At 70.6% G+C, this 22,900-nt stretch carries 21 protein-coding genes; 17 read left to right on the top strand and 4 right to left on the bottom strand.

Annotated features, from left to right (window positions below; all coding sequences use genetic code 11):
- Positions 1–3: 3 nt before the first annotated feature.
- Both sdhC and DEJ33_RS05690 read right to left on the bottom strand, forming a co-directional pair.
- The gene (gene sdhC / locus DEJ33_RS05695; RefSeq protein ID WP_110902704.1) at positions 4–465 is read right to left on the bottom strand and encodes a succinate dehydrogenase, cytochrome b556 subunit; all 462 of its coding nucleotides are present in this window, start codon (positions 463–465) and stop codon (positions 4–6) included.
- 75 nt (positions 466–540) lie between these two features.
- Positions 541–1,782 carry a glycosyltransferase family 1 protein gene (locus DEJ33_RS05690; protein WP_258374766.1) on the bottom strand — a complete coding sequence of 414 codons (1,242 nt, stop codon included), beginning with the start codon at positions 1,780–1,782 and terminating at the stop codon, positions 541–543.
- 160 nt (positions 1,783–1,942) lie between these two features.
- Here DEJ33_RS05690 and DEJ33_RS05685 point away from each other — a divergent pair, with 160 nt between their 5' ends.
- The 17 genes from DEJ33_RS05685 (at position 1,943) to DEJ33_RS05605 (ending at position 20,082) form a co-directional block, all read left to right on the top strand.
- Positions 1,943–3,058 (top strand): mannose-1-phosphate guanylyltransferase, encoded by a 1,116-nt coding sequence (locus DEJ33_RS05685; protein WP_111078320.1) that lies wholly within the window; start codon positions 1,943–1,945, stop codon positions 3,056–3,058.
- Positions 3,059–3,145: 87 nt separating this feature from the next.
- Entirely contained in the window at positions 3,146–5,122 is a 1,977-nt protein-coding gene (locus tag DEJ33_RS05680) for an alpha/beta hydrolase (RefSeq protein ID WP_181437258.1), read from the top strand.
- 122 nt (positions 5,123–5,244) lie between these two features.
- A complete protein-coding gene (locus DEJ33_RS05675) occupies positions 5,245–5,622 on the top strand; it encodes a hypothetical protein (protein ID WP_146242536.1) in 378 nt (125 codons plus the stop codon).
- A gap of 200 nt (positions 5,623–5,822) precedes the next feature.
- The gene (locus DEJ33_RS05670) at positions 5,823–6,329 is read left to right on the top strand and encodes a hypothetical protein (protein WP_111194460.1); all 507 of its coding nucleotides are present in this window, start codon (positions 5,823–5,825) and stop codon (positions 6,327–6,329) included.
- A 40-nt stretch (positions 6,330–6,369) separates the two neighbouring features.
- The gene (locus DEJ33_RS05665; protein WP_111194459.1) at positions 6,370–6,825 is read left to right on the top strand and encodes a hypothetical protein; all 456 of its coding nucleotides are present in this window, start codon (positions 6,370–6,372) and stop codon (positions 6,823–6,825) included.
- Between the two features lie 271 nt (positions 6,826–7,096).
- Entirely contained in the window at positions 7,097–8,170 is a 1,074-nt protein-coding gene (locus tag DEJ33_RS05660; protein ID WP_110902712.1) for a BMP family protein, read from the top strand.
- A gap of 93 nt (positions 8,171–8,263) precedes the next feature.
- Positions 8,264–9,784, top strand: coding sequence for an ABC transporter ATP-binding protein (locus tag DEJ33_RS05655; protein ID WP_111078231.1), 1,521 nt, complete (start codon positions 8,264–8,266; stop codon positions 9,782–9,784).
- Entirely contained in the window at positions 9,781–11,211 is a 1,431-nt protein-coding gene (locus DEJ33_RS05650; protein WP_375342142.1) for an ABC transporter permease, read from the top strand. Before DEJ33_RS05655 ends, DEJ33_RS05650 begins: the two co-directional genes overlap by 4 nt.
- Positions 11,208–12,497 (top strand): ABC transporter permease, encoded by a 1,290-nt coding sequence (locus tag DEJ33_RS05645; protein WP_111078230.1) that lies wholly within the window; start codon positions 11,208–11,210, stop codon positions 12,495–12,497. Before DEJ33_RS05650 ends, DEJ33_RS05645 begins: the two co-directional genes overlap by 4 nt.
- 144 nt (positions 12,498–12,641) lie before the next feature.
- Positions 12,642–13,175, top strand: a complete 534-nt coding sequence (locus DEJ33_RS05640) for a cytidine deaminase (protein ID WP_375342141.1) — start codon at positions 12,642–12,644, stop codon at positions 13,173–13,175.
- Between the two features lies 1 nt (position 13,176).
- Entirely contained in the window at positions 13,177–14,463 is a 1,287-nt protein-coding gene (locus tag DEJ33_RS05635) for a thymidine phosphorylase (RefSeq protein ID WP_111194458.1), read from the top strand.
- Between the two features lie 133 nt (positions 14,464–14,596).
- Complete coding sequence (locus tag DEJ33_RS05630) at positions 14,597–15,709, top strand: adenosine deaminase (RefSeq protein ID WP_111194457.1); 1,113 nt, start codon at positions 14,597–14,599, stop codon at positions 15,707–15,709.
- A gap of 4 nt (positions 15,710–15,713) precedes the next feature.
- Positions 15,714–16,163, top strand: a complete 450-nt coding sequence (locus DEJ33_RS05625; RefSeq protein WP_110902717.1) for a PTS sugar transporter subunit IIA — start codon at positions 15,714–15,716, stop codon at positions 16,161–16,163.
- A complete protein-coding gene (locus tag DEJ33_RS05620; protein WP_111194456.1) occupies positions 16,160–16,432 on the top strand; it encodes a PTS sugar transporter subunit IIB in 273 nt (90 codons plus the stop codon). The genes DEJ33_RS05625 and DEJ33_RS05620 overlap by 4 nt, the downstream gene beginning before the upstream one ends.
- 24 nt (positions 16,433–16,456) lie before the next feature.
- A complete protein-coding gene (locus DEJ33_RS05615) occupies positions 16,457–17,287 on the top strand; it encodes a purine-nucleoside phosphorylase (protein ID WP_111194455.1) in 831 nt (276 codons plus the stop codon).
- The gene (locus tag DEJ33_RS05610; RefSeq protein ID WP_111194454.1) at positions 17,284–18,915 is read left to right on the top strand and encodes a phospho-sugar mutase; all 1,632 of its coding nucleotides are present in this window, start codon (positions 17,284–17,286) and stop codon (positions 18,913–18,915) included. Before DEJ33_RS05615 ends, DEJ33_RS05610 begins: the two co-directional genes overlap by 4 nt.
- A gap of 216 nt (positions 18,916–19,131) precedes the next feature.
- The gene (locus tag DEJ33_RS05605; protein ID WP_146242535.1) at positions 19,132–20,082 is read left to right on the top strand and encodes a hypothetical protein; all 951 of its coding nucleotides are present in this window, start codon (positions 19,132–19,134) and stop codon (positions 20,080–20,082) included.
- 142 nt (positions 20,083–20,224) lie between these two features.
- On the opposite strand, the gene DEJ33_RS05600 is transcribed toward DEJ33_RS05605, so the two are convergent.
- Together DEJ33_RS05600 and DEJ33_RS05595 are read right to left on the bottom strand one after the other, a co-directional pair.
- Positions 20,225–22,000, bottom strand: a complete 1,776-nt coding sequence (locus DEJ33_RS05600) for a biotin carboxylase N-terminal domain-containing protein (protein ID WP_111194453.1) — start codon at positions 21,998–22,000, stop codon at positions 20,225–20,227.
- Between the two features lie 115 nt (positions 22,001–22,115).
- The gene (locus DEJ33_RS05595) at positions 22,116–22,889 is read right to left on the bottom strand and encodes a nucleoside triphosphate pyrophosphatase (RefSeq protein ID WP_111194452.1); all 774 of its coding nucleotides are present in this window, start codon (positions 22,887–22,889) and stop codon (positions 22,116–22,118) included.
- Positions 22,890–22,900 lie beyond the last annotated feature (11 nt).

Genomic DNA, 22,900 nt, shown 5'->3' with positions numbered 1-22,900 from the left:
GGTTCAGTTGAAGTCGGCGACGAGGTTCATGAGCTGGCGCGGCAGGAAGCCCGCGATCGCCACTGCCCAGAGCACGAGGACGACCCAGAACATGGCGCGCTGGTACTTCGGCCCCTTCGACCAGAAGTCGATGAGGATGATCCGCAGCCCGTTGAACGCGTGGAACACGATGGCGGCGACGAGGGCGATCTCGCCCAGGTTCATCAGCGGCGTCTTGTACGTGCCGATGACGGCGTTGTAGGCCTCGGGCGAGAGCCGGACCAGTGCCGTGTCGAGGATGTGCACCAGCAGGAAGAAGTAGATGGCGACGCCGGTGATCCGGTGCAGCACCCACGACCACATCCCGATCGAGCCGCGGTAGAGCGTGCCCTGCGGCGCGCGCGTCCGAGGTGCGTCGATCGACGTACCGTCGATGGTCACCTGCGGGGTGGCTGTCGCCGTCCCGCCTGCGGTCTGCTCGGCCATGAGCTCGCCTTCCCGTAGGGCCGGCGCACCGATCGGCGCGCCGTTGCCGTCGTGTTCGTGTGGAACGACACCATCCTACGTCCGGGCACCGACGTTCTCGTGCCACCCGGAGCGGGCGGTGCGGGGCACGGCCGGCGGAGCGCCGATCGTCCGCGCCGTCTCGTGGTGGGCGAGCAACTCGTCCCCGACCGACTCCCACGTCGTGCCCTCGACCCGCAGTCGACCCGCGGAGCCCATCCGCTCGGCGAGTGCCCGGTCGGCGTGCAACCGCGCCACGGCCGCGCGGAGCGCCAGCGGCGCTGCCGGGTCGTACAGCTCGCCGTCCAGACCCGGCGACACCAGGTCGAGCGGTCCGCCGGTGGCCGGGGCCACCACCGGCAGGCCGGCCGCGTGGGCCTCCTGCAGGGTCTGCCCGAACGTCTCAGCGGCCCCGGTGTGCACGAACACGTCGAGCATCGCGTACGCGTCCGCCAGCGCATCGCCGCGCAGCGGACCGGTGAAGGTCACGTCCAGGTGACGCAGGCGCCGCTCGAGCAGTGCCCGGGAGGGACCCCCTCCTGCGACCACGACCCGGATGCCCGGCATGCCGCCGAGCTCCGCGAGCCGTTCGACCTCCTTCTCCGGTGCCAGCCGACCCACGTAGCCGACGACGGTCTCCCCGTTCGGGGCGATCCGCCGGCGCAGGGCCCGGACGTGGGCGGAGGAGCGACGGTCCGGGTGGAAGAGGGCCGTGTCCACACCACGACCCCAGCGGGCCACCCGTGGGACGCCCGCTTCCGCGAGCATCGCGGCCGTCGCCGAGGACGGCGCCAGCGTCAGCGACGCTCCCGCGTGGATGCGCCCGAGGACCCGGCGGACCAGCGGGGCCGCTGCGGACAGGCCGTTCCGTTGTGCGAACCCGGCCACGTCGGTCTGGAAGACGGCGACGGAGGGGATGCCGAGCCTCCCGGCCGCCGTGATCGCGCGCCCACCCAACAGGAAGGGGCTGGCGGCGTGCAGCACGTCGGCGCCAGACGCGGCGAGGATCGTGTCGAGGACCGGGTGCGGGAGCGCGACCGGGAACTGCCGGTACGCGACCGCGGGGATCCGGTGCACGTCGAAGCCCAGGTGCCGCTCCTGCTCGGAGCGCGACCGCCAGGCCGCCAGGCCGGGGGTGTCCGGGGCGATGACGACGGCCCGGTGGCCGCGACGTCGCAGGTGTTCGAGCACCGCGAGGACGCTCGTGGTGACGCCGTTGAGGGTGGGCAGGAAGCTCTCGGTCACGACGGCGACGGTCCTGGGGGACTCGTCGCCTCGCTCCACGCTGCGTGCGTTCATGGCACGGCCCATGCTCACGCCGACGCGTGGACGACCGGGGGGTGCGACGTGAACGCGGTGCGCGCGAGGGGTGAACAGACCGTGCGCCGACACCGGGGTCGTCCACGACACGTCCAGACGACGCGCAGCTGCCGCATGGGTGCGCCGGTACGGTGGGCGCGTGACGGACGCACTCGACGACTTTTACGCGATCATCCCGGCCGGCGGCATCGGATCGCGCCTGTGGCCGCTCTCGCGCGCCGACGCCCCGAAGTTCCTGCACGACCTGACCGGCTCCGGGTCGTCCCTGCTGCGGCAGACATGGGACCGGCTCGAGCCGCTCGCCGGACCCGACCGCATCATGGTCGTCACCGGCCGCGCCCACCGCGTCGCCGTCGAGTCGCAGCTCCCCGGGGTCGAGGACCACAACGTCGTGCTCGAGAGCGAGCCGAAGGACTCCACCGCCGCGATCGGTCTCGCCGCCGCGATCCTGCACCGCCGCGAGCCGGACGTCGTCATCGGCTCCTTCGCCGCCGACCACGTGATCGGCGACGCCCGCGGGTTCCGCCGGTCCGTCCGCGAGGCCGTCGCCGCCGCCCGCGCCGGGTTCATCACGACGATCGGCATCACGCCCTCCGAGCCCGCCATCGGCTTCGGCTACATCCACGCGGCCGACGAGTCGCTCGACGTCGCGGGCGCGACCACCGCACACGCCGTCCGGTCCTTCGTCGAGAAGCCCGACCTGAAGACCGCGAAGAAGTACGTCGCCGACGGGTCGTACCTCTGGAACGCGGGCATGTTCATCAGCCGCGCCGATGTGCTCCTCGCCGAGATCGGGCGCAACGAGCCCGAGCTGCTCGTTGGCATCGAGGAGCTCGCCGCCGCGTGGGACACCTCCGCGCGCGGGATCGTCGTCGACCGCATCTGGCCCGCGCTGAAGAAGATCGCCATCGACTACACCGTCGCCGAGCCCGCTGCCGCTGCCGGGCGCATGGCGGTCGTGCCCGGCGACTTCGACTGGGACGACGTCGGCGACTTCGCCTCGCTCGCGAAGCTGCAGTCCGGCGGGCGGAAGAACAACCTGGCCGTGCTCGGCGACAACGCCCGCATCCTGGCCGACTCGGCGAGCGGCATCGTCGTGTCGCAGAGCAACCGGTTGATCTCGCTGATCGGGGTCGAGGACATCGTCGTCGTCGACACCCCGGACGCGCTGCTCGTCACCACGAGCGCGAACGCGCAGCGGGTCAAGGGCGTGGTGGACGCGCTGAAGATCAGCGGGCGGGACGACGTGCTCTGAGGAGCGCCCGTCAGCATGCCAGGAGGGGCATGCCGCACCATCGTGGGTGGTCGCAGCGGGGGTTGCGGGGGAGCCGGGGGAGAGCAGATGGCGGACATCGAGTACGACGCAGGGGACGCGTCAGCGTTGAGCGATGCGCTGCGCACCGCGGATGGCGTCCTGCGCGGGCAAGCGGGCAAGCGTTCCGGGGCGGTGACGACAGGTCCGCAGGACTTCTCCGGGGCCTACGCGAAGCGGTTCCAGGATGCCGCCGTGATCGAGGCCGAGGACCGGGGCAAGCTCGCCGGGGTCCTCGCCGACTTCGCTGACGACATCGATGCGGTGAGCCGACAGGCCGTGGAGGAACGTCAGCGGATCAGCGACCACGATGCGTGGAAGCAGCGTGAAGCACAACGCAACGCTTTCGTCCAGGCATCCGGTGGCGGTGTCGCGGGGGTGGCGGTGCCCCTGTGGGAGTTCGTGACCGACCGGGAACCCTCGACCACGCCGATCACCCCGAAGCCGCTGACGGCGGCGTTCCACGCACGGCAGCGTCCGCACTCGGCCGGGGGCGACGGCAGCGGGAAGAGCTCGGCAGACCCGACCCACCTGCGCACCTTCGTGTCCACCACCCGCTCGGCCGACGGCGCCGCCGACGCCGAGCTGCAGCGTCTGCAGACCGCATGGTCCACTTTCACGGCATCGTGCGGCTGGGCGGTCGTCGACGGGCAGAGCGCGCTCTCCGGATTCCGCCAGTACCTGCAGCACAACGAGTCGGACTGCACGTGGAGCGAGCACGTCGCCACCGCCTTCGAGAAAGCAGGGGGAGCCGGAGCGCTCCCCGACATGGTGCTCGCCGTCGCCACGAACGGGCGGACGCCACCGGTGCTCGATGCGTTGTTCGCGGAGGGCCTGACCCCGGCCGAGGTCGCGAAGCGGTGGGCAGCGCTAGGGCTGTCGAAGGCGGATGCGCCGGCACTCCGCGCTCTACCGCAGTCGGTGCTCGAGAAGCTGGGCAACCTCGAGGGCGTTGCCTACTGGGCACGAGACACGGCCAACCGATCGGTGCTCGGTCTCCGCATCGACCAGCTCGAGAGCCAGCTGGCGACCGCGCAGACCGGGTCCGCCTGGTCGGGTCAGTACGGCACGCCGTTCCAGCAGCAGATCGCCTCGCTCGAGAAGGAGTTGAAGGCCCTGCTCAACATCGAGGCCACCCTCGGTAAGAAGGCTTCCGGCGAGCGACACCTCGTCTCCTTGACCGACGACGTCCCACCGCTCGCGGCCGTGTCGGTCGGCGACCTCGACACCGCCAAGAACGTGACCTGGGCAGTGCCGGGTATGAACACGACGACGGCAGACATGTCGTCGTGGACTCGAGCCGCGCAAAACATCTACGACCGTCAGAAGCTTGCTGATGGAGACAGCGATCGTGCTGTGATCTCCTGGATCGGCTACGAGACCCCCGGAGAGACGACTGTCCTCGGCATGGACAAAGCGGAAGCCGGTGCCGAGAAGCTGGCGGCGTCCGTACACGGACTAGACGCCGTCCGGGCTGATGGCATGCCCACCACGAACATCGTCGCGCACTCGTACGGCACGACGACAGCGGGGGTCGCGCTCTCCCGGTCGGACATCCACGTCGACAGATTTGTTGCCCTGGCCTCCGCTGGTCTGCCGGACGCGGTCGATTCGGCGGACGACCTCCACGCCGGCGAGGTTTACGCCGGACAGGCACGGAACGTGCTCTTCGACGAAGGCGGAAAGGGGGACGAGTGGGCGACGGTAGGCCGGAGCTTCAGCCATGGCCATCACGTCGACCCGTCGAAACCAGCATTCGGCGCGACTACGTTCGGTGCTAATGGAGGGTCCGGTCTCGAAGGCAATGCACTTCAAGCCGTTCGGCATCACGATCCTCTACACGCCGATGGCGCTGGTTACCTCGACTCCGGAACCGAGACGCTATACAACGTCGCCGCTGCGACCACTGGCCACGACGAGAAACTCACTCCCTCAGACCCGATACCAATGACGAAACGCGATCAATTGTTACTAGATGCCGGGGGCTACGAGGAAGGAAGCCGATGACGAGGGAAATGATTCGGAGGCGCGGGGCTGTCGGCTCGCTAACAGTCGTGGTGCTGAGTCTGCTGGCAGCGGGTTGTACACAGTCCCAAGCTGAGTCACCGGAACCAGAAAGGACATCCTCGGTGGATTCCGAAACTGCCTTGAATCAAATGATTGCTGCGGTCGACGACGCGACTAAGCGCCTCGGCGGAGAGTGGCACAAGGAAACTGGGCCGCGGTACGCCGAAGACTGCGAGCTCCCGGACGGGGGGCAAGGGGCGCAATGGCGTTATCTCGTCACGCGGCCTTCGGTTGGGGACGTCGCGAAGGACGTGGCCGGCATGGAAGAGCGCTGGAAGCAGCAGGCCATGACCATCGATCACTGGGGTACAGAGGAAGAGCCGACAATCGTGGGCCGCGGTGGTGACAGAACGAAATCGATCAGTCTCTCAGTGGCAAAGAACCTCTATGGTGTTGAGGCCATTTCGGTGTGTTTCACAGGTGACGCTGACGACTTGTGACGGGGTTAAGGCAGCTGTGTTCTGCATGACGATGAGCAGGGTGCGCAGTGCCAGAACATTGTGGGGAGCGCCATCGAGGCGTGGTGCTTCCCGGGGGCCGGACCGACTCGGTGGCGCGGTGACGGACTCGAACGGCCTCTCGGTCTCTGATGACCAGTACGGGGTCCAGGCGGTGTCGCTGTGCTTCCCCGGGGACCCCGATGAGCTCTGACACGATCACCGCACGCCGGTGGACCGCGTCCGCGATCAGTGTGCTCGTCGTCGGCGCGCTCGTCGGCTGTGCGTCGCCCGCTCCGACACCGACACCGAGCGAGACGGCGACACCGGTGCTCGACGCCGAGACCGCACAACGGCAGATGGTCGATGCCGTCGACGCGGTCACGACGCGACTCGGGGGTGACTGGCGGCAGCGGAGTGGGCCGGACTACGCCGAGGACTGCATGGGGTCCGATGGCCGGGCGATGGCGCGGTGGACCTCGTTCGTCACCAGGACGGGCAACGACGGCGTGGCAGACCAGATGCCGACGGTCGAACGCGGATGGCGCGAGCAGGGGATGACCGTGGAACGGTGGGGAACCGCCTCCGAGCCGACCCTCGTGGGACGCGGTGGGGGTCGTCTTTCATCGATCAGCCTGTCCGTGGCCCCCGGTCTGACCGCTGTCCAGAGCGTCTCGCTCTGCTTCCCGGGCGACGCTGATGTGCTCTGAGCGCAGGCTGCGCCGACGCGCCGGGGTCCTCGGGACCGCTGTGCTCGTCGTCGGAGCGCTCGTCGGCTGTTCCGCGGCCGGTCCGGCCCCCGCACCGGCACCAACGTCCGAGCACGCTGTCCCGGCCGTCAACCGCGACGTCGCGCAGCAGCAGATGGTCGACGACGTCGAGGCGGTCACCGGCCGTCTCGGCGGGAGGTGGCAGCCGCGGACCGGCCCCGACTACCTGGAGGACTGCCGGCTCCCCGGCGGCGACCAGGGTGCGAAGTGGCGGTACCTCGTCACCCGCGCGGGCACCGGCGACGTCGCTGCGACCGAGGCACGGTGGCAGCACCAGGGGATGACGATCGACCACTGGGGGACGGCGGACCGCCCGACCATCGTGGGTCGTGGTGGCGGGCGGACCGACTCGATCCGGCTGACGGTGTCGGAGGGGCAGTACGCGGTCCAGGCTCTCTCGCTGTGCTTCCCCGGCGACGCGGACGAGGACTTCTGAACCACCCTGTGGACCGGCGGATGTGCGGGATGCCTGCACGATCCTCCAGACCGTGGCCCGGCTGTAGCGCTCCATCACGAAACCCCGCGAACTGGGGTCACGGACGAGCCATCGCGTTTCCGGCGCGTTACGACGCGGTCGCGATCGCGTAACCGATGTCAGAGGGGCTCCGGACCGGTCCTGTACCGCCCGGCCGGTCGTGTACTGTCCTCACGATCGCCCGGTGCGCAGTGACTCCGGGCCGACTCCCGATCTCCCCGGAGGAACCCCCGTGTCATCTCGTACCCGCCGCGTCGCCATGAGCGGCCTCGCGCTCGTCGGCACCGTCGCCGTGCTCGCCGGCTGCGCATCCGCACCGTCCGACTCGACCTCGTCCAAGAAGTCCGACTTCCTGCCCTGCATGGTGTCCGACGCGGGCGGCTTCGACGACAAGTCGTTCAACCAGCTCGGCTTCGAGGGCATGAAGGACGCCGCGTCCGAGCTCGGTGCCCAGTACAAGGACGCCGAGTCCAAGGACGCCACCGTCTACGACTCGAACATCCAGCAGCTCGTCAACCAGAACTGCAACCTCATCGTCACGGTCGGCTTCAACCTCGCCGCCTCGACGAAGAAGCAGGCCGCGGCGAACCCCGACACCGACTTCGCGATCATCGACGACAACTCGATCAACGCGAAGAACGTCAAGCCGATCACGTTCGACACCTCGCAGGCGGCGTTCCTCGCCGGCTACGCGGCCGCGTCGTACTCGAAGTCCGGCACCGTCGGTACCTTCGGCGGCATGCAGATCCCGACCGTCACCATCTTCATGGACGGCTTCGCGGACGGCGTCGCGTACTACAACGAGCAGAAGAAGAAGGACGTCAAGGTCGTCGGCTGGGACGTCGAGAGCCAGAAGGGCTCCTTCACCGGTGGCTTCGAGGCCGGCACCCAGGCGAAGTCGGTCGCGCAGTCGCTGCTCGACCAGGACGCCGACGTGATCCTGCCGGTCGGTGGCCCGATCTACCAGTCCGCCGCAGAGGCGATCAAGGACGCCGACAACGGCTCCGTCCTCATCGGCGCGGACAGCGACCTCTACGAGGCCGACCCCCGCTACAAGGACATCGCCTTCACCTCGATCGAGAAGGGCATGAAGCCCGCGGTCAAGGACGTCGTCGAGCAGGCCGCCAAGGGCAACTACTCGAAGACCCCGTACGTCGGCACGCTGAAGAACGACGGCGTCGGCATCGCGCCGTTCCACGACTACGAGTCCAAGGTCGACTCGGGTCTGCAGGGTGAGCTCGACGAGATCAAGGCCGGCATCATCGACGGCTCGGTCAAGGTCGACACCGAGGCATCCGTCAAGTAGTCCGACGAACGCGGGCGGGGGATCACTCCTCCGCCCGCGTTCTCGCGCGCACGGGGACCCGTGCGCGCCCGAGACAGAAATAGACTCACCGACATGAAGCTCGAACTCCGCGGCATCACGAAGCGGTTCGGCACCCTGGTCGCCAACGACCACATCTCGATCACCGTCGAACCGGGCGAGGTGCACTGTCTCCTCGGCGAGAACGGTGCGGGCAAGTCGACCCTGATGAACGTCCTCTACGGCATGTACCAGGCCGAGGAGGGCGAGATCCTGCTCGACGACGTCGTCCAGCACTTCGACGGACCGGGCGACGCCATGCGCTCCGGCATCGGCATGGTGCACCAGCACTTCATGCTCGTCCCCGTCTTCACCGTGGCCGAGAACGTCATGCTCGGGCAGGAGGAGACCGCGTTCGGTGGCCGTCTCGACCTCGCCGGTGCCCGCAGACGTGTCCGTGAGATCTCCGAGCGGTTCGGGTTCGACGTCGACCCCGACGCCCGGGTCGAGGACCTGCCCGTCGGTGTCCAGCAGCGCGTGGAGATCATCAAGGCGCTCTCCCGTGACGCCTCCGTGCTGGTGTTCGACGAGCCGACGGCCGTCCTCACCCCGCAGGAGACCGACGAGCTGATGGGCATCATGCGCCAGCTCCGCGAGGCCGGCACCGCCATCGTCTTCATCACGCACAAGCTCCGCGAGGTCCGTGAGGTCGCCGACCGCATCACCGTGATCCGCCTCGGCAAGGTCGTGGGGGAAGCGTCCCCGACCGCGTCGAACAGCGAACTCGCGGCGCTGATGGTCGGCCGCAGCGTCGAACTCGTCGTCGAGAAGGCCCCGGCCACCCCGGGCGAGGCAGCCCTGGTCGTCGAGGGTCTCACCGTCACCGACCCCGCCGGCCTCGTGCTGGTCGACGACGTCTCGTTCACGGTCCGCCGTGGCGAGGTGCTCGCGATCGCGGGCGTGCAGGGCAACGGCCAGACCGAGCTGACCGAGGCGATCATGGGCCTCGAGCCGGTGCGCTCCGGCCGGATCACCCTGGACGGGCGCGAGGTCACCGGCCGCAGCGTCAAGCAGATCCTGGACGCCGGAGTCGGGTTCGTCCCCGAGGACCGCAAGGAAGACGGCCTGGTCGGCGAGTTCACCATCGCCGAGAACCTCATGCTCGACCGCGCCGACGCCGCCGACTTCGTCCGTGCCGGCACCATCCGCGCTGCCGAGCGGGACGCCTTCGCCGACGAGAAGATCGCCGAGTTCGACATCCGCACGCCCGGCCGGACCACCGCGGCCGGCCGGCTCTCCGGCGGCAACCAGCAGAAGATCGTCCTGGCCCGCGAACTCAGCCGCCCCCTGCGGCTCTTCGTCGCCGCGCAGCCCACCCGCGGCATCGACGTCGGCTCGATCGAGTTCGTGCACAAGCGCATCGTCGAGACCCGCGACAGCGGCGTCCCGGTGATCGTCGTCTCCACCGAGCTCGACGAAGTCGTCGCGCTCGCCGACCGGATCGCCGTGATGTACCGCGGCGCGATCGTCGGCATCGTCCCCGCGTCCACACCCCGGGACGTCCTCGGACTCATGATGGCGGGCGAACTGCCCGCAGGAACGGAGCTCGCCGCGTGAGCGACCCCACGCCGCAGCACGACGGCACCACGCCGTCGGACCGCACCACACCCACCCACGCGACCACGGGCCTCCCGGCCGACGCCGACACGACGCGTGCCGACGCGACGCGTGCCGACACGACGCGTGCCGACGCGACGCCCGCCGTCGACGACCGCCTGCAGGAGGTCACCGGCGCACCGCACCTGATGACCGATTCGGCGACCGACAGCGAGCGCCGCGAAGGACGCTGGAGCGACGCGCTCCGGAGCATCGTGAACGGCTCGGTCCTGACCACCGTCCTCGCAGTGGTCCTGGCCCTCGTCGCCAGCGGTGTCCTCATCGCCCTCACCGACAAGGACGTCCAGGCCGCAGCCGGGTACTTCTTCGCCCGTCCGCTCGACACGCTCCGGGCGGTCGGGACGGCCGTCGGCGGTTCGTACTCGTCGCTGTTCCAGGGCTCGGTCATCAACTTCGGTGCCCCGTCGTTCGCGACCGCGATCGCCCCGATCACGCGCTCCGTCGACTACGCGGTGCCGCTCATCGCCGCCGGTCTCGGCGTCGCGGTCGCGTTCCGCACCGGCCTGTTCAACATCGGCGGTCAGGGACAGGTCCTGATGGCCGCCGCGGCCGCCGGCTGGGTCGGGTTCTCGTTCGACCTGCCAGCCGTCGTGCACATCCCGCTCACGATCCTCGCCGGCATCGTCGGCGGTGCGGTGTGGGCAGGCATCGTCGGACTCCTCAAGGCCCGGACCGGTGCCAACGAGGTCGTCCTGACGATCATGCTCAACTACGTCGCCCTGTACCTGGTGAGCTTCATGCTCCGCACCCCCGGCCTCCTGCAGGCCGGCGGCAGCCCGAACCCGATCTCGCCGGCGACCCGCGACTCGGCGGTCCTGCCGTCGCTGTTCGGCTCGCGGTTCGGCATCGACGTCGGCTTCATCGTCGCCCTCATCGCGGTCGTCGTCGTGTGGTGGCTGATGAACAAGTCGTCGCTCGGGTTCCGCTTCCGCACGGTGGGCGAGAACCCCCGTGCCGCTCGCGTCGCGGGCATGAGCGTCCCGATGCTCACCATCTGGGTGATGGTCATCTCGGGCGCCCTCATCGGCATCGCCGGCGCCTACCAGGTCGAGGGCGCCGTCACGACCGGCTTCACCTCGGGCATCGACGCCGGCATCGGGTTCGACGCGATCACCGTCGCGCTGCTCGGCCGCTCGAAGCCGTGGGGCACCTTCTGGGCCGCGATCCTGTTCGGGGTGCTCAAGAACGGTGGCTACGCGATGCAGGCCGCCAACGGCATCCCGATCGACATCGTCGGCGTCATCCAGGCACTCATCGTCCTGTTCATCGCGGCCCCGCCGCTCGTCCGCGCGGTCTTCCGGATCCCGCAGCCGGGCGCACGTCGTCGCACCCGTAAGAACTCCGAGCGGAAGGCGGTCGCCGCGTGAGCACCCTCAGTCCCACCGCGGTCCCGGCGACCCCCGTCGCCGACCGTGCGGTCGAGACCACCCGCAGCTGGAAGGCACCGATCGCGTTCGCCGTGTTCTCGGTGCTCGCCGCCGTGCTGTTCCTCGGCGTCCGCCGTGGCGGCACGACCACGTTCCGACTCGCCAACGCCGGTGACTTCGTGCAGCTGCCGAACGTCGGTCTGCCGTCGCTGGCGACCGGCGTGGTCGTCGTCGTCCTGCTGTCGTTGGGCACCGCCGTCGCCTTCTTCCTGGTCGGGCGGTACCGTCCGGTGCCGCTGTGGCTGACGAGCGTCTTCGCGGTCGTCTTCGTCGTCGGGTTCCTCACCTGGGCAGCCGCCGGCAAGACGATCCCGCTGCCCGGCCTGTTGGTCGGCGCGATCGGCCTCAGCGTCCCGCTGGTGTTCGGCGCCCTCGGCGGGGTCATCTCCGAGCGCGTCGGCGTCGTGAACATCGCCATCGAGGGACAGTTCCTCGCCGGTGCGTTCACCTCGGCGCTCATCGCCTCGCTGACCGGGTCCGCCTGGGTCGGGTTGATCGGTGCGCTCGTCGCGGGTGTGCTCGTGTCGTTCGTCCTCGCGGCGTTCAGCATCAAGTACCTCGTCGACCAGGTCATCGTCGGTGTGGTGATCAACGCGTTCATCTCCGGGCTCACCGGGTTCCTGTACTCGCAGGTGCTCTCGCCGTCCGAAACGACCCTGAACGTCGGCATCCGCTTCCCGAAGATCGAGATCCCGGTCCTGCACCAGATCCCGGTGATCGGCCCGGTGCTCTTCGAGCAGACCGTCATCGTCTACCTGGCGTACATCGCGGTGGCCGTGGTGACCTTCGCCCTGTTCAAGACCCGCTGGGGCCTCCGCCTCCGCGCGGTCGGCGAGCACCCGGAGGCGGCGGACACCGTCGGCATCAACGTCACCGGCACGCGGTTCTGGAACGTCTCGCTCGCCGGTGCGATCGCGGGTCTGGGCGGCGCCTACTTCACGCTCGACGCGGTCGGTCCGTTCACGAAGGACATGACGGCGGGCGCGGGCTACATCGCCCTGGCCGCGGTCATCTTCGGCCGGTGGGACCCGATCAAGGCGACGCTGGCAGCCCTGCTGTTCGGCTTCGCGTCGAACCTGCAGAACACGCTCGGGGCGATCAACTCGCCGGTGCCGAGCGAGTTCCTGCTGATGCTGCCCTACGTCGTGACGATCTTCGCGGTCGCCGGTCTGGTCGGGCAGTCGCGCGGCCCGGCGGCGTCCGGCAAGCCCTACATCAAGAACTGAGCTGATCGGCGGGACACCGGTGTCCGTCGGTCGAACCGCGTCGACACGCGGTTCGATGGACCGACACCGGTGTCCCGCTGTACGACACCGCACGACGGCGCGCGAGAGCGCGCGACACCGCACCATGCACGGGAGGCACGCCACATGACCGACACGAACGCTGCGGGAGACCACGGGGTCGGCACCGACCCCGAGACCGGCGAGCCGGTCTGGACGGACCCGGCCACGAGCCTCCCGGCCGACGCCGAGGCACCGATCGACGGGAGCACCCACGTCGACGTGGACTGGGACGCTCTCCGCGAGGCGGCCACGACCGCGATGGGCCGCGCCTACGTGCCGTACTCGTCCTTCCCGGTGGGGGCCGCGGCGCTCACCGACGACGGCCGGATCGTGTCCGGCTGCAACGTCGAGAACGCCTCGTACGGTGTGACCCTGTGTGCCGAGTGCTCGCTCGTGTCGCAGCTGTTCATGACCGGCGGCGGCAAGCTCGTCGCGTTCACCTGCGTCGACGGCGACGGGGCGACCCTGATGCCGTGCGGCCGCTGCCGCCAGCTGCTGTTCGAGCACTCCACCGAGGGCATGCTCCTCGAGACGGTCTCGGGCATCCGCACCATCGACGAGGTCCTGCCGGACGCCTTCGGCCCGCGGACCCTCGCCACCTACCGGCAGGAGCACTGACATGGCCGTCGAGCCGTTCGACACCGTCGACCTCATCCGCACGAAGCGCTCCAGCGGGACCCTGTCCACCGCCGAGATCGACTGGCTCGTCGACGCGTACACGCGCGGCTACGTCGGTGACGAGCAGATGGCCGCGCTCGCGATGGCGATCTTCCTCAACGGCATGGAGCGTCGGGAGATCCGGGACCTCACGCTCGCGATGATCGCGTCGGGGGAGCGGATGTCGTTCGGCTCGCTCGGCAAGACCACGGTCGACAAGCACTCCACCGGAGGCGTCGGCGACAAGATCACCCTGCCGCTCGCACCGCTCGTCGCCACGTTCGGCGTCGCGGTGCCGCAGCTCTCCGGCCGCGGACTCGGGCACACGGGTGGCACGCTCGACAAGCTCGAGTCGATCCCGGGATGGCAGGCGGCACTCTCGAACGAGCGCATGACGGCGGTGCTGCAGGACGTCGGTGCCGTCATCTGTGCCGCGGGCTCCGGCCTGGCACCCGCCGACAAGAAGCTCTACGCCCTCCGTGACATCACCGGCACGGTCGAGTGCATCCCGCTCATCGCGTCGAGCATCATGTCGAAGAAGATCGCCGAGGGCACCGCAGCGCTCGTCCTCGACGTGAAGTTCGGCTCCGGCGCGTTCATGGCGGACTTCGAGCAGTCGAAGCTGCTGGCGCAGACGATGGTCGACCTCGGCAAGGACGCCGGGGTCGCGACCTCGGCGCTCCTCACCGACATGGAGGTCCCGCTCGGCCTGACGATCGGCAACGCCCTCGAGGTCCGTGAGTCCGTCGAGGTCCTCGCCGGCGGTGGTCCCGCCGACGTGGTGTCGCTGACCCTCTCGCTCGCCGAGGAGATGCTGCGCCTGGCCGGGGTCACCGACGCCGACCCGGCCGCCGCACTCGCCGACGGCCGCGCGATGGACACCTGGCGCAGGATGATCGAGGCGCAGGGCGGCGACGCCTCGGCCACACTGCCGGTCGCAGCGGAGACGCACGTCGTCACCGCCACCGAGTCCGGTGTGCTCACCACCCAGCAGGCGCTCCCCTTCGGCATCGCGGCGTGGCGCCTGGGTGCCGGACGGGCCCGGGCGCAGGACCCGGTGCAGGCCGGCGCCGGCATCGAGCTGCACGTCAAGCCGGGCGACACCGTCACCGCAGGCCAGCCGCTGTGGACGCTGCACACCGACGAGCCGGCCCGCTTCGAGCGGGCCCTCGAGTCGCTCGAGGGGGCGTGGTCGATCGGGGAGTCCGCGCCCGAGCGCGGACCGATCGTGCGCGAACGGATCCAGTAGCGGCCCGCTGCCCGCATCGCACCATCCGGACTGGAGGCTCCCCGCACGACGTGTGGGGAGCCTCCAGTCCATGGTCCACACCCTTGTCGACGGCGCCCTGCGGCGGCCGGTGACCACCGGTAGCCTTGGGCGCATGAGTGACGCCGCCCCCATCTACCGCCTGCCCGACGCCGGAGCGGTCATCAACGACCTCCCCAAGGTCTCGCTGCACGACCACCTGGACGGCGGCCTCCGCCCCGCGACGATCATCGAGCTCGCCGCGACCGACGGCGTCGAGCTGCCGACCACCGACCCGGCCGAGCTCGCCACGTGGTTCGCCGACCAGTCGAACTCCGGCTCCCTGGTCGAGTACCTCAAGACCTTCGACGTGACCACCGCGGTCATGCAGACCGCAGCCGGTCTGACCCGCGTCGCGAAGGAGTTCGTCGAGGACCTCGTCGCCGACGGCGTCGTCTACGGGGAGATCCGCTGGGCGCCTGAGCAGCACCTGCAGCGTGGCCTGACCCTCGACCAGACGGTCGAAGCCGTGCAGGCCGGCATCGAGGAAGCGGTCGACGCCGCCGGCGGGTCCATCCGGATCGGCCAGCTCGTCACCGCCATGCGGCACGCCGACCGGTCGATGGAGATCGCCGAGCTCGCCGTCCGCCACCGCGACCACGGCGTCGTCGGCTTCGACATCGCCGGCGCCGAAGCCGGGTTCCCGGCGTCGGACCACCGTGCGGCGTTCGACTACCTGGCCTCCGAGCTGTTCCCCGTCACGGTGCACGCCGGTGAAGCCGACGGTCTCGCGTCGATCCGCTCGGCGCTCGTCGACGGTCGCGCACTGCGACTCGGCCACGGCGTCCGCGTGTTCGAGGACGTCTCGCTGTCGGACGGCGGCGACGGCTCGATGCTCGCGACCCTCGGCGAGGTCGCGTCCTGGGTCCGCGACCGTGAGATCCCGCTCGAGGTCTCGCCGTCCTCGAACCTGCAGACCGGCGCCATCGCCGCGTGGGGTGACGACCTGGCCGACCACCCCTTCGACGTCCTGTACCAGCTCGGGTTCCGCGTCACGGTGAACACCGACAACCGCCTGATGAGCAACACCTCGCTGTCGAAGGAGCTCGCGCTGCTGGCCGGCACGTTCGGCTACGACCTCGACGACCTGGCCGCGTTCCAGATCAACGCCGCGCTCGGGACCTTCCTGCCGCTGGAGGACCGCGAGGAGATCATCGCCGCGATCACCGCCGGGTACGCGGAGGCCTGAGTCGATGGGCCTGCCGCCGCTGCCGGACCCGGCCGTCGTCCTCGGGGCGTCCGCGTCGTCGTGGCGTGACGCGCTGCGGACGGCCGGCGGCGCCCTCGTGGCCTCCGGAGCGACCACCGACGCGTACACCGACGCCATGATCGGCATGGTTGAGGAACACGGGGCGTACATCGTCATCTCGCCGGGGCTGGCGTTCGCGCACGCCCGGCCGGGGTCCAGCGTGCTGCGTGACGGTCTGGCGGTCGTGACCCTCGCCGCACCGGTCGTGTTCGGGCACCCGCACAACGACCCGGTCTCGGTCGTCCTCGGCCTGGCCGTGGCCGAGGTCGGGACGCACCTCGAGTCGATCGGCGCGATCGCGAACCTGTTCAACGACGCCTCGGTCACCGGGCGGCTCGCTGCCGCCGTCACGGCCGACGAGGTCCGGGCCATCATGGGAGTGACGACGGCATGAAGATCGTGACCATCTGCGGCGCGGGCATCGGTGCCAGCGCGATCCTCAAGGTGAACGCGGAGAAGGCTCTGGCGACGCTCGGACTGACCGCAGAGGTCATCGCCGCCGACGTCGCCTCGGTGCGGGACGTGTCCGACGACGCCAACGTGATCCTCACGAGCCAGGAGTTCGTCGAGGCCATCGGGACGACCTACGCCGAGGTCATCGTGATCCGGAACCACTTCGACCAGAGCGAGATCACGGCGGCTGTGGAGAAGGCGCTGGGCTGACCGACCGCCCGGTACGATCGGCGCATGGTCAGCACCGAGAACCCCCTGAACGACCCCGCCGTCGACCCCTTCGACGTGGCCCGCGACGCCGCCGCAGTCATCGCTGAGCGGTCCGGCATCGAACGCCACGACGTCGCCCTGACGCTCGGCTCCGGCTGGGGCAAGGCCGCCGACCTGCTCGGGGAGACCGTCTCCGAGATCCCCGCGGCGGACGTCCCCGGGTTCAGTGCCTCGGCCGTCCCCGGGCACTCCGGCACCGTCCGGTCGATCCGTCTCGCCGACGGACGGCACGCGCTCGTCATCGGTGCCCGGACCCACTACTACGAGAACCACGGCGTGCGTCGCGTCGTGCACAGCGTGCGGACCGCCGCTGCCACGGGTGCCTCGGTCATGGTCCTCACCAACGGTGCCGGGGGCATCAAGGAGACCTGGACGCCCGGCACCCCGGTCCTCATCAGCGACCACATCAACCTGACCGCGGACAGCCCGCTCGAGGGCGCGACGTTCATCGACCTGACCGACCTGTACTCGGCACGCCTCCGTGCGGTCGCGAAGTCCGTCGACCCGTCCCTCGACGAAGGCGTCTACACGCAGTTCCGCGGCCCGCACTACGAGACCCCGGCCGAGGTCCAGATGGCGAAGGCGATCGGCGGACACATCGTCGGCATGTCGACGGCGCTCGAGGCCATCGCCGCTCGTCAGGCCGGCATGGAGATCCTCGGCTTCTCGCTCATCACGAACCTGGCAGCCGGCATCCAGAAGACGCCGCTGTCCCACACCGAGGTGCTCGAGGCCGGCAAGCAGGCCGAGCCGGTCATCGCCGACCTGCTCGCCCGCGTGGTGGCGGCACTGTGAGCGTCGTCGACACCGCCAGGGCCTGGATCGAGCAGGACCCCGACGACGAGACCCGGGCCGAACTCCAGCAGCTCGTCGACGCCGGGGACACCGACGAGCTCGCAGCCCGCTTCGCCGGACGGCTGGAGTTCGGCACCGCGGGCCTCCGGGCCGAGCTCGGCGCGGGTCCGCTCCGCATGAACCGCGTCGTCGTGACGCAGGCCGCCGCGGGGCTCGCCCGGTTCCTCATCGACTCCGGCCGCGATCGCAGCGTCGTCATCGGCTACGACGGCCGCGTCAACTCGGACGTCTTCGCGCGGGACTCGGCCGAGGTCATGCGCGGCCTGGGTCTCGACGTGACGCTGCTGCCCTCGGCGCTGCCGACACCGCTCGTCGCGTTCGCCGTCCGGCACCTGGGCGTCGGCGCGGGCGTCATGGTGACGGCGAGCCACAACCCGCCACGGGACAACGGCTACAAGGTGTACCTCGGCGGGGACGACGAGGGCTCGCAGATCGTGCCGCCGGTCGACGGTGAGATCGCCGCCGCCATCGACGTCGTCGCAGCCGGGGACATCCGCTCGCTCACCCGTGCGACGGACTACACCGTCGCCGATGCGTCGCTCGTCCAGGCCTACGTGGACGCGACGGCTGCGACCGTACCGGCCCCGGGCCTCCCGGCCGATGCGCAGCCGTCCGTCGTCTACACGGCCATGCACGGCGTCGGGTGGGAGACCGCCCGCGCGGTGTTCGCGCGGGCGGGCTTCCGCGAGCCGGCCGTCGTCCCGGAGCAGATCGAGCCGGACGGCGCCTTCCCGACCGTCTCGTTCCCGAACCCCGAGGAGCCGGGCGCCATGGACCTGGCGATCGCCCGGGGTGTCGCGGTGGGCGCCGACCTGGTGATCGCGAACGACCCGGACGCCGACCGACTGGCACTCGCGATCCCGGACGGCTCCGGCTCGTACCGGCGTCTCGCCGGCAACGAGGTCGGCTGGCTCCTCGGCTGGCGCGCCGCCGAACGAGCCGCCGACGCCGGCGTGACCGGGGTGCTGGCCGCGTCGATCGTCAGCTCGCCGGCACTCGCACGCGTCGCCGAGCAGTACGGACTCGGGCACCGGGACACGCTGACGGGCTTCAAGTGGGTGTCCCGCGTGCCGGACCTGCTCTTCGGCTACGAAGAGGCGCTCGGGTACCTGGTCGACCCGCAGGTCATCCGCGACAAGGACGGCATCTCCGCTGCACTGGAGCTGCTGTCGCTGGCGAGCGAACTCGCTGCCGAGGGCAAGACCATCGCGGACCAGCTCGAGGCGTTCGCCGAGCGGTTCGGAGCCTTCGCCTCCGGGCAGGTGGCCACACGCGTGGACGACCTGTCACGCATCGGGGAGATCATGGCGTCGCTCCGGACGTCCACCCCGACGGACCTCGGCGGTGTCGAGATCACGTCGGTGACGGACTTCCTCGACGGGGTCGAGGGCTTCCCGCCGTCGGACATCCTGCGCTTCGACCTCGACGGTGGCGCCCGGGTCATCGTCCGCCCGAGTGGTACCGAGCCGAAGGTGAAGGTCTACATCGACACCGTCGCTGGGACCTCCGGCGAAGCCACCGCGCTGGCCGACCGCTTGGCCGCGGCCGTCCGCCCGCTGGTCTCGTAGGGCGGCGCCGCGGCGCCGCCGCCGCCGCCGCGCTGCGCCGGGGCCTGCGCACAACAGGAACCCGCTCGCGCCGCTGCATCCCGCGGTTCGAGCGGGTTCCTGTTGTGCGGCGTCAGTCGGAACCGGGCTCCTGCACGACAGCGGGCGCCAGCGCGGTCGTCCACAGGGTTCGGCGAAGGCCCTGCGGCGGCGGTGGGCGTCCGCGAGGCTGCGGAGATGCAACGACTCGAGATCATCAGGGGTGGGAGCGTCGACCCCACCGGGCGTCGCGGTCGGGACCTCGTCGCAGCGGCCGACCGGGGCGCACTCGTCCGGCTCGCACCCGGCAGGTTCGTCGACGCCGAGCGCTGGCGGACGGCGGACGCCCGCGTCCGCCATCTCGCTCGGATCGACGCGGTCGACGAGTTGATCGCTCCGCGCCTCGTGCTGTCCCACGTGTCAGCCCTCGCCCTGCACGGGCTGCCCTGGAGCGGTGAGCTCCCCGAGGTCGTCGACGTCATCGATCCCGAGCGGGAGACGTCCCAGTCCCTCCGGCTGCTGCGGAAGCACCCCGGGAAGGGCCGGTCGCTGGGTATCGCCCGGGCGTCCTCGGGCCGGCCGGTCACGGACCTCCGGAGCACCGTCGTCGACATCGCGCTCACCCAGGACCTCCGACGTTCCGTGCCCGTCCTCGACGTCGCGCTCCAGCGCGGTGTCGACCGGTCGACGCTCCGAGCTGAGCTGGACGCCAAGAGGGCCGTGCACGGCCGGGACCGTGCACGCTTCGCGATCGGGTTCGCCGACCCACGCAGTGGCTCGGTGGGGGAGTCGATCGCCCGTGTGGCGTTGGACGAGCTCGGAGCGCCGCGGCCCGAACTCCAGACCGAGTTCCACGACGCTGCGGGCTTCGTGGCGCGGGTCGACTTCTGGTTCCCCGACCACGGCGTCGTCCTCGAGTTCGACGGTGCCGCGAAGTACCGGGACCCGGCCCTGCGCGCCGCGGGTCTCACCGCGGAGGACGTCCTCCTCCAGGAGAAGCGCCGCGAGGACCGGCTCCGCCGTGTGTCCGACGTCCGTCGACTCGGTCGGTTCGGGTGGCCGGAGACGCGGGACACGGAGCGGCTCCGAGCGCTGCTGCTGGGGCTGGGCCTCCCGCTCGAGACCCGACGTTTCCGCCGGATCCGCTGACGCTGCGTCCGCTGGTTCCACCTGGCGCCGCACAACAGGAACCGCCCCGAACCGCGGGAAGCCGTGGTTCGAGGCGGTTTCTGTTGTGCGCAGCCGATCGGCGCCGCGCGTCGGGCGCCGGACGCCGCGCGCCGCGCGCCCGCTACGCGAGCTCGAGCAGGACGTGGCCCGAGGAGACCGTCTGGCCGACGGGGGCGTTCAGCCCGGTGACGATGCCGTCCTTGTGTGCCTGGACGGGCTGCTCCATCTTCATGGCCTCGAGGACGACGAGCAGGTCGCCCTTCACCACGGTGTCACCCTCGGCGACCGCGAGCTTCACCACGGTGGCCTGCATCGGCGACGCGACCGAGGAGCCGGACGCCGCACGGCCACCCTTGACGCCGGAGGACCGACGCTTCGGGGGAGCGGACGGGCCGGACGGACGACGCGCGCCGCCGGCACCACCACCGACGATGGAGGGCATGGTCACCTCGATGCGCTTGCCCTGCACCTCGACGACGACGCTCTCGCGCTCGCCCGGCGTGGGCAGCTCCTCGGGGGAACCGCTCCAGGCCGGGATGTCGTTCACGAAGTCGGTCTCGATCCACTGCGTGTAGACCGAGAACGGCGTCGCGTCGTCGGTGGCGAACGCGGGGTCCGCGACGACGGCGCGGTGGAACGGGATGACCGTCGGCAGGCCGGCGACCTCGAACTCGGCCAGGGCACGGCGGGACCGCTCGAGCGCCTCTGCACGCGTGGAACCGGTGACGATGAGCTTCGCGAGCATCGAGTCGAACGAGCCCGAGACGACGTCGCCGGACACCACGCCGGAGTCGACGCGGACGCCGGGGCCGGACGGTGCGTTGAACACGTGGACGGGGCCCGGTGCGGGGAAGAAGTTGCGGCCCGGGTCCTCGCCGTTGATGCGGAACTCGAACGAGTGGCCGCGCGGGGTCGGGTCGGCGTAGTCGAGCGTGCCGCCCTCGGCGATGCGGAACTGCTCGCGGACGAGGTCGATGCCGGTGACCTCCTCGGAGACGCAGTGCTCGACCTGCAGACGCGTGTTGACCTCGAGGAACGAGACCGTGCCGTCGGCGCCGATGAGGAACTCGCAGGTACCGGCACCGACGTAGCCGACCTCGCGGAGGATCGCCTTCGACGACTCGTACAGCAGGGTCTGCTGCGCCTCGGTGAGGTACGGCGCCGGTGCTTCCTCGACGAGCTTCTGGTGGCGTCGCTGCAGCGAGCAGTCGCGCGTGGACACGACGACGACGTTGCCGTGCTCGTCCGCGAGGCACTGGGTCTCGACGTGCCGCGGCTTGTCGAGGTACTTCTCGACGAAGCACTCGCCTCGGCCGAACGCGGCGATGGCCTCGCGCGTGGCGGACTCGAACAACTCGGGGATGGAGGCCCGGTCCCGCGCCACCTTCAGGCCACGGCCACCGCCACCGAAGGCGGCCTTGATCGCGACGGGCAGCCCGACCTCGTCGGCGAAGGCGACGACCTCGGACACGTCCTGCACCGGCTCGATCGTGCCGGGGGCGAGGGGTGCGCCGACCTTCTCGGCCACGTGCCGTGCGGAGACCTTGTCGCCGAGACGCTCGATCGAGTCGGGCGACGGCCCGATCCAGGTGAGCCCGGCGTCGATGACGGCGCGCGCGAAGTCGGCGTTCTCGGCGAGGAAGCCGTACCCGGGGTGCACGGCGTCGGCGCCGGAGCGTCGGGCGACCGAGATGATCTTCTCGATGACCAGGTAGGTGTCGGCGCTCGTGGTGCCGTTCAGCGCGTAGGCCTCGTCGGCGAGGCGGGCGTGCAGGGCGTCACGGTCCTGGTCGGCGTAGACCGCCACCGAGGCCTTGCCCGCATCGCGGGCCGCTCGGATGATGCGGACGGCGATCTCGCCGCGGTTCGCGATGAGGACCTTGCTGATGCGGGTCATGGGACATCAGCGTATTCGTGCGCCAGTGCCGTGTTTTGACCGCCATCCACAAGAAACACCGCGTGCAGCAGGTGGATGTCTACAGGCGGGGAGGTGGCGAGCGCGCCGGCGGGTCCTACCGTGTCCAGAGGTCGTGCCAGGCGATCCCGAACCCCTGCAGGAGCATCGACCGCAGCATCGGCAGCGACAGACCGACGACGGCCGAGGGTGCTCCGTCGATGCGCGTGATGAAGGCGGCGGCGCGCCCGTCGATCGTGAACGCGCCGGCGACCTCGAGCGGCTCGCCGGTCGCGACGTACGCGTCGATCTCCGCGGGCGTCATGTCGTCGGCGAACGTCAGCACGGCGCTGTCCACCGCGACGACCCGGTCACCGTCCACGACGAGGGCGGAACCGCCCGGTGCGACCGGCCCCAGGTCGCCCACGGGGCGGACGGGAGGCGCGTCACCAGCCCGTCCCGCGCCTCCCGTCCCGGCAGTGGTCACCCCGACCCCGGCGCGCCGGTCCACGACGCAGTGCCCGCTCCACAGCGTGCCGCCACCCGCGGCGAGCATCTGCCGCCACCGCTCGCGGGCCACCTCCGGGTCGTGCGGCTTGCCGTACAGCACCCCGTCGACCTCGAAGGCGGAGTCGCCGCCGAAGACGATGCCGTCGAGGCCGGTGTCGGTGCCGTCCGCCAGCTCGACGCGCCCGTCCGCGACCGCCGTCGCCTTCGCGACCGCGAGCAGCGAGACGAGTTCCGGCCCGGTGAGTCCGCGACCGAGTCGGTCCTGCTCGGTGGCCGCCACCGCGTCCTCGTCGACCCCCGGCGAGACGAGCACCGGTTCGATCCCGGACTGCGCCAGGAGCGCGCGACGGGCGGGGGAGGTGCTCGCGAGGTACAGACGCATGGGAACATCGA

The organism is Curtobacterium sp. MCPF17_047 (assembly GCF_003234045.1).
Taxonomy (GTDB): domain Bacteria; phylum Actinomycetota; class Actinomycetes; order Actinomycetales; family Microbacteriaceae; genus Curtobacterium.
This window is presented reverse-complemented; position numbering and strand designations above follow the sequence as displayed.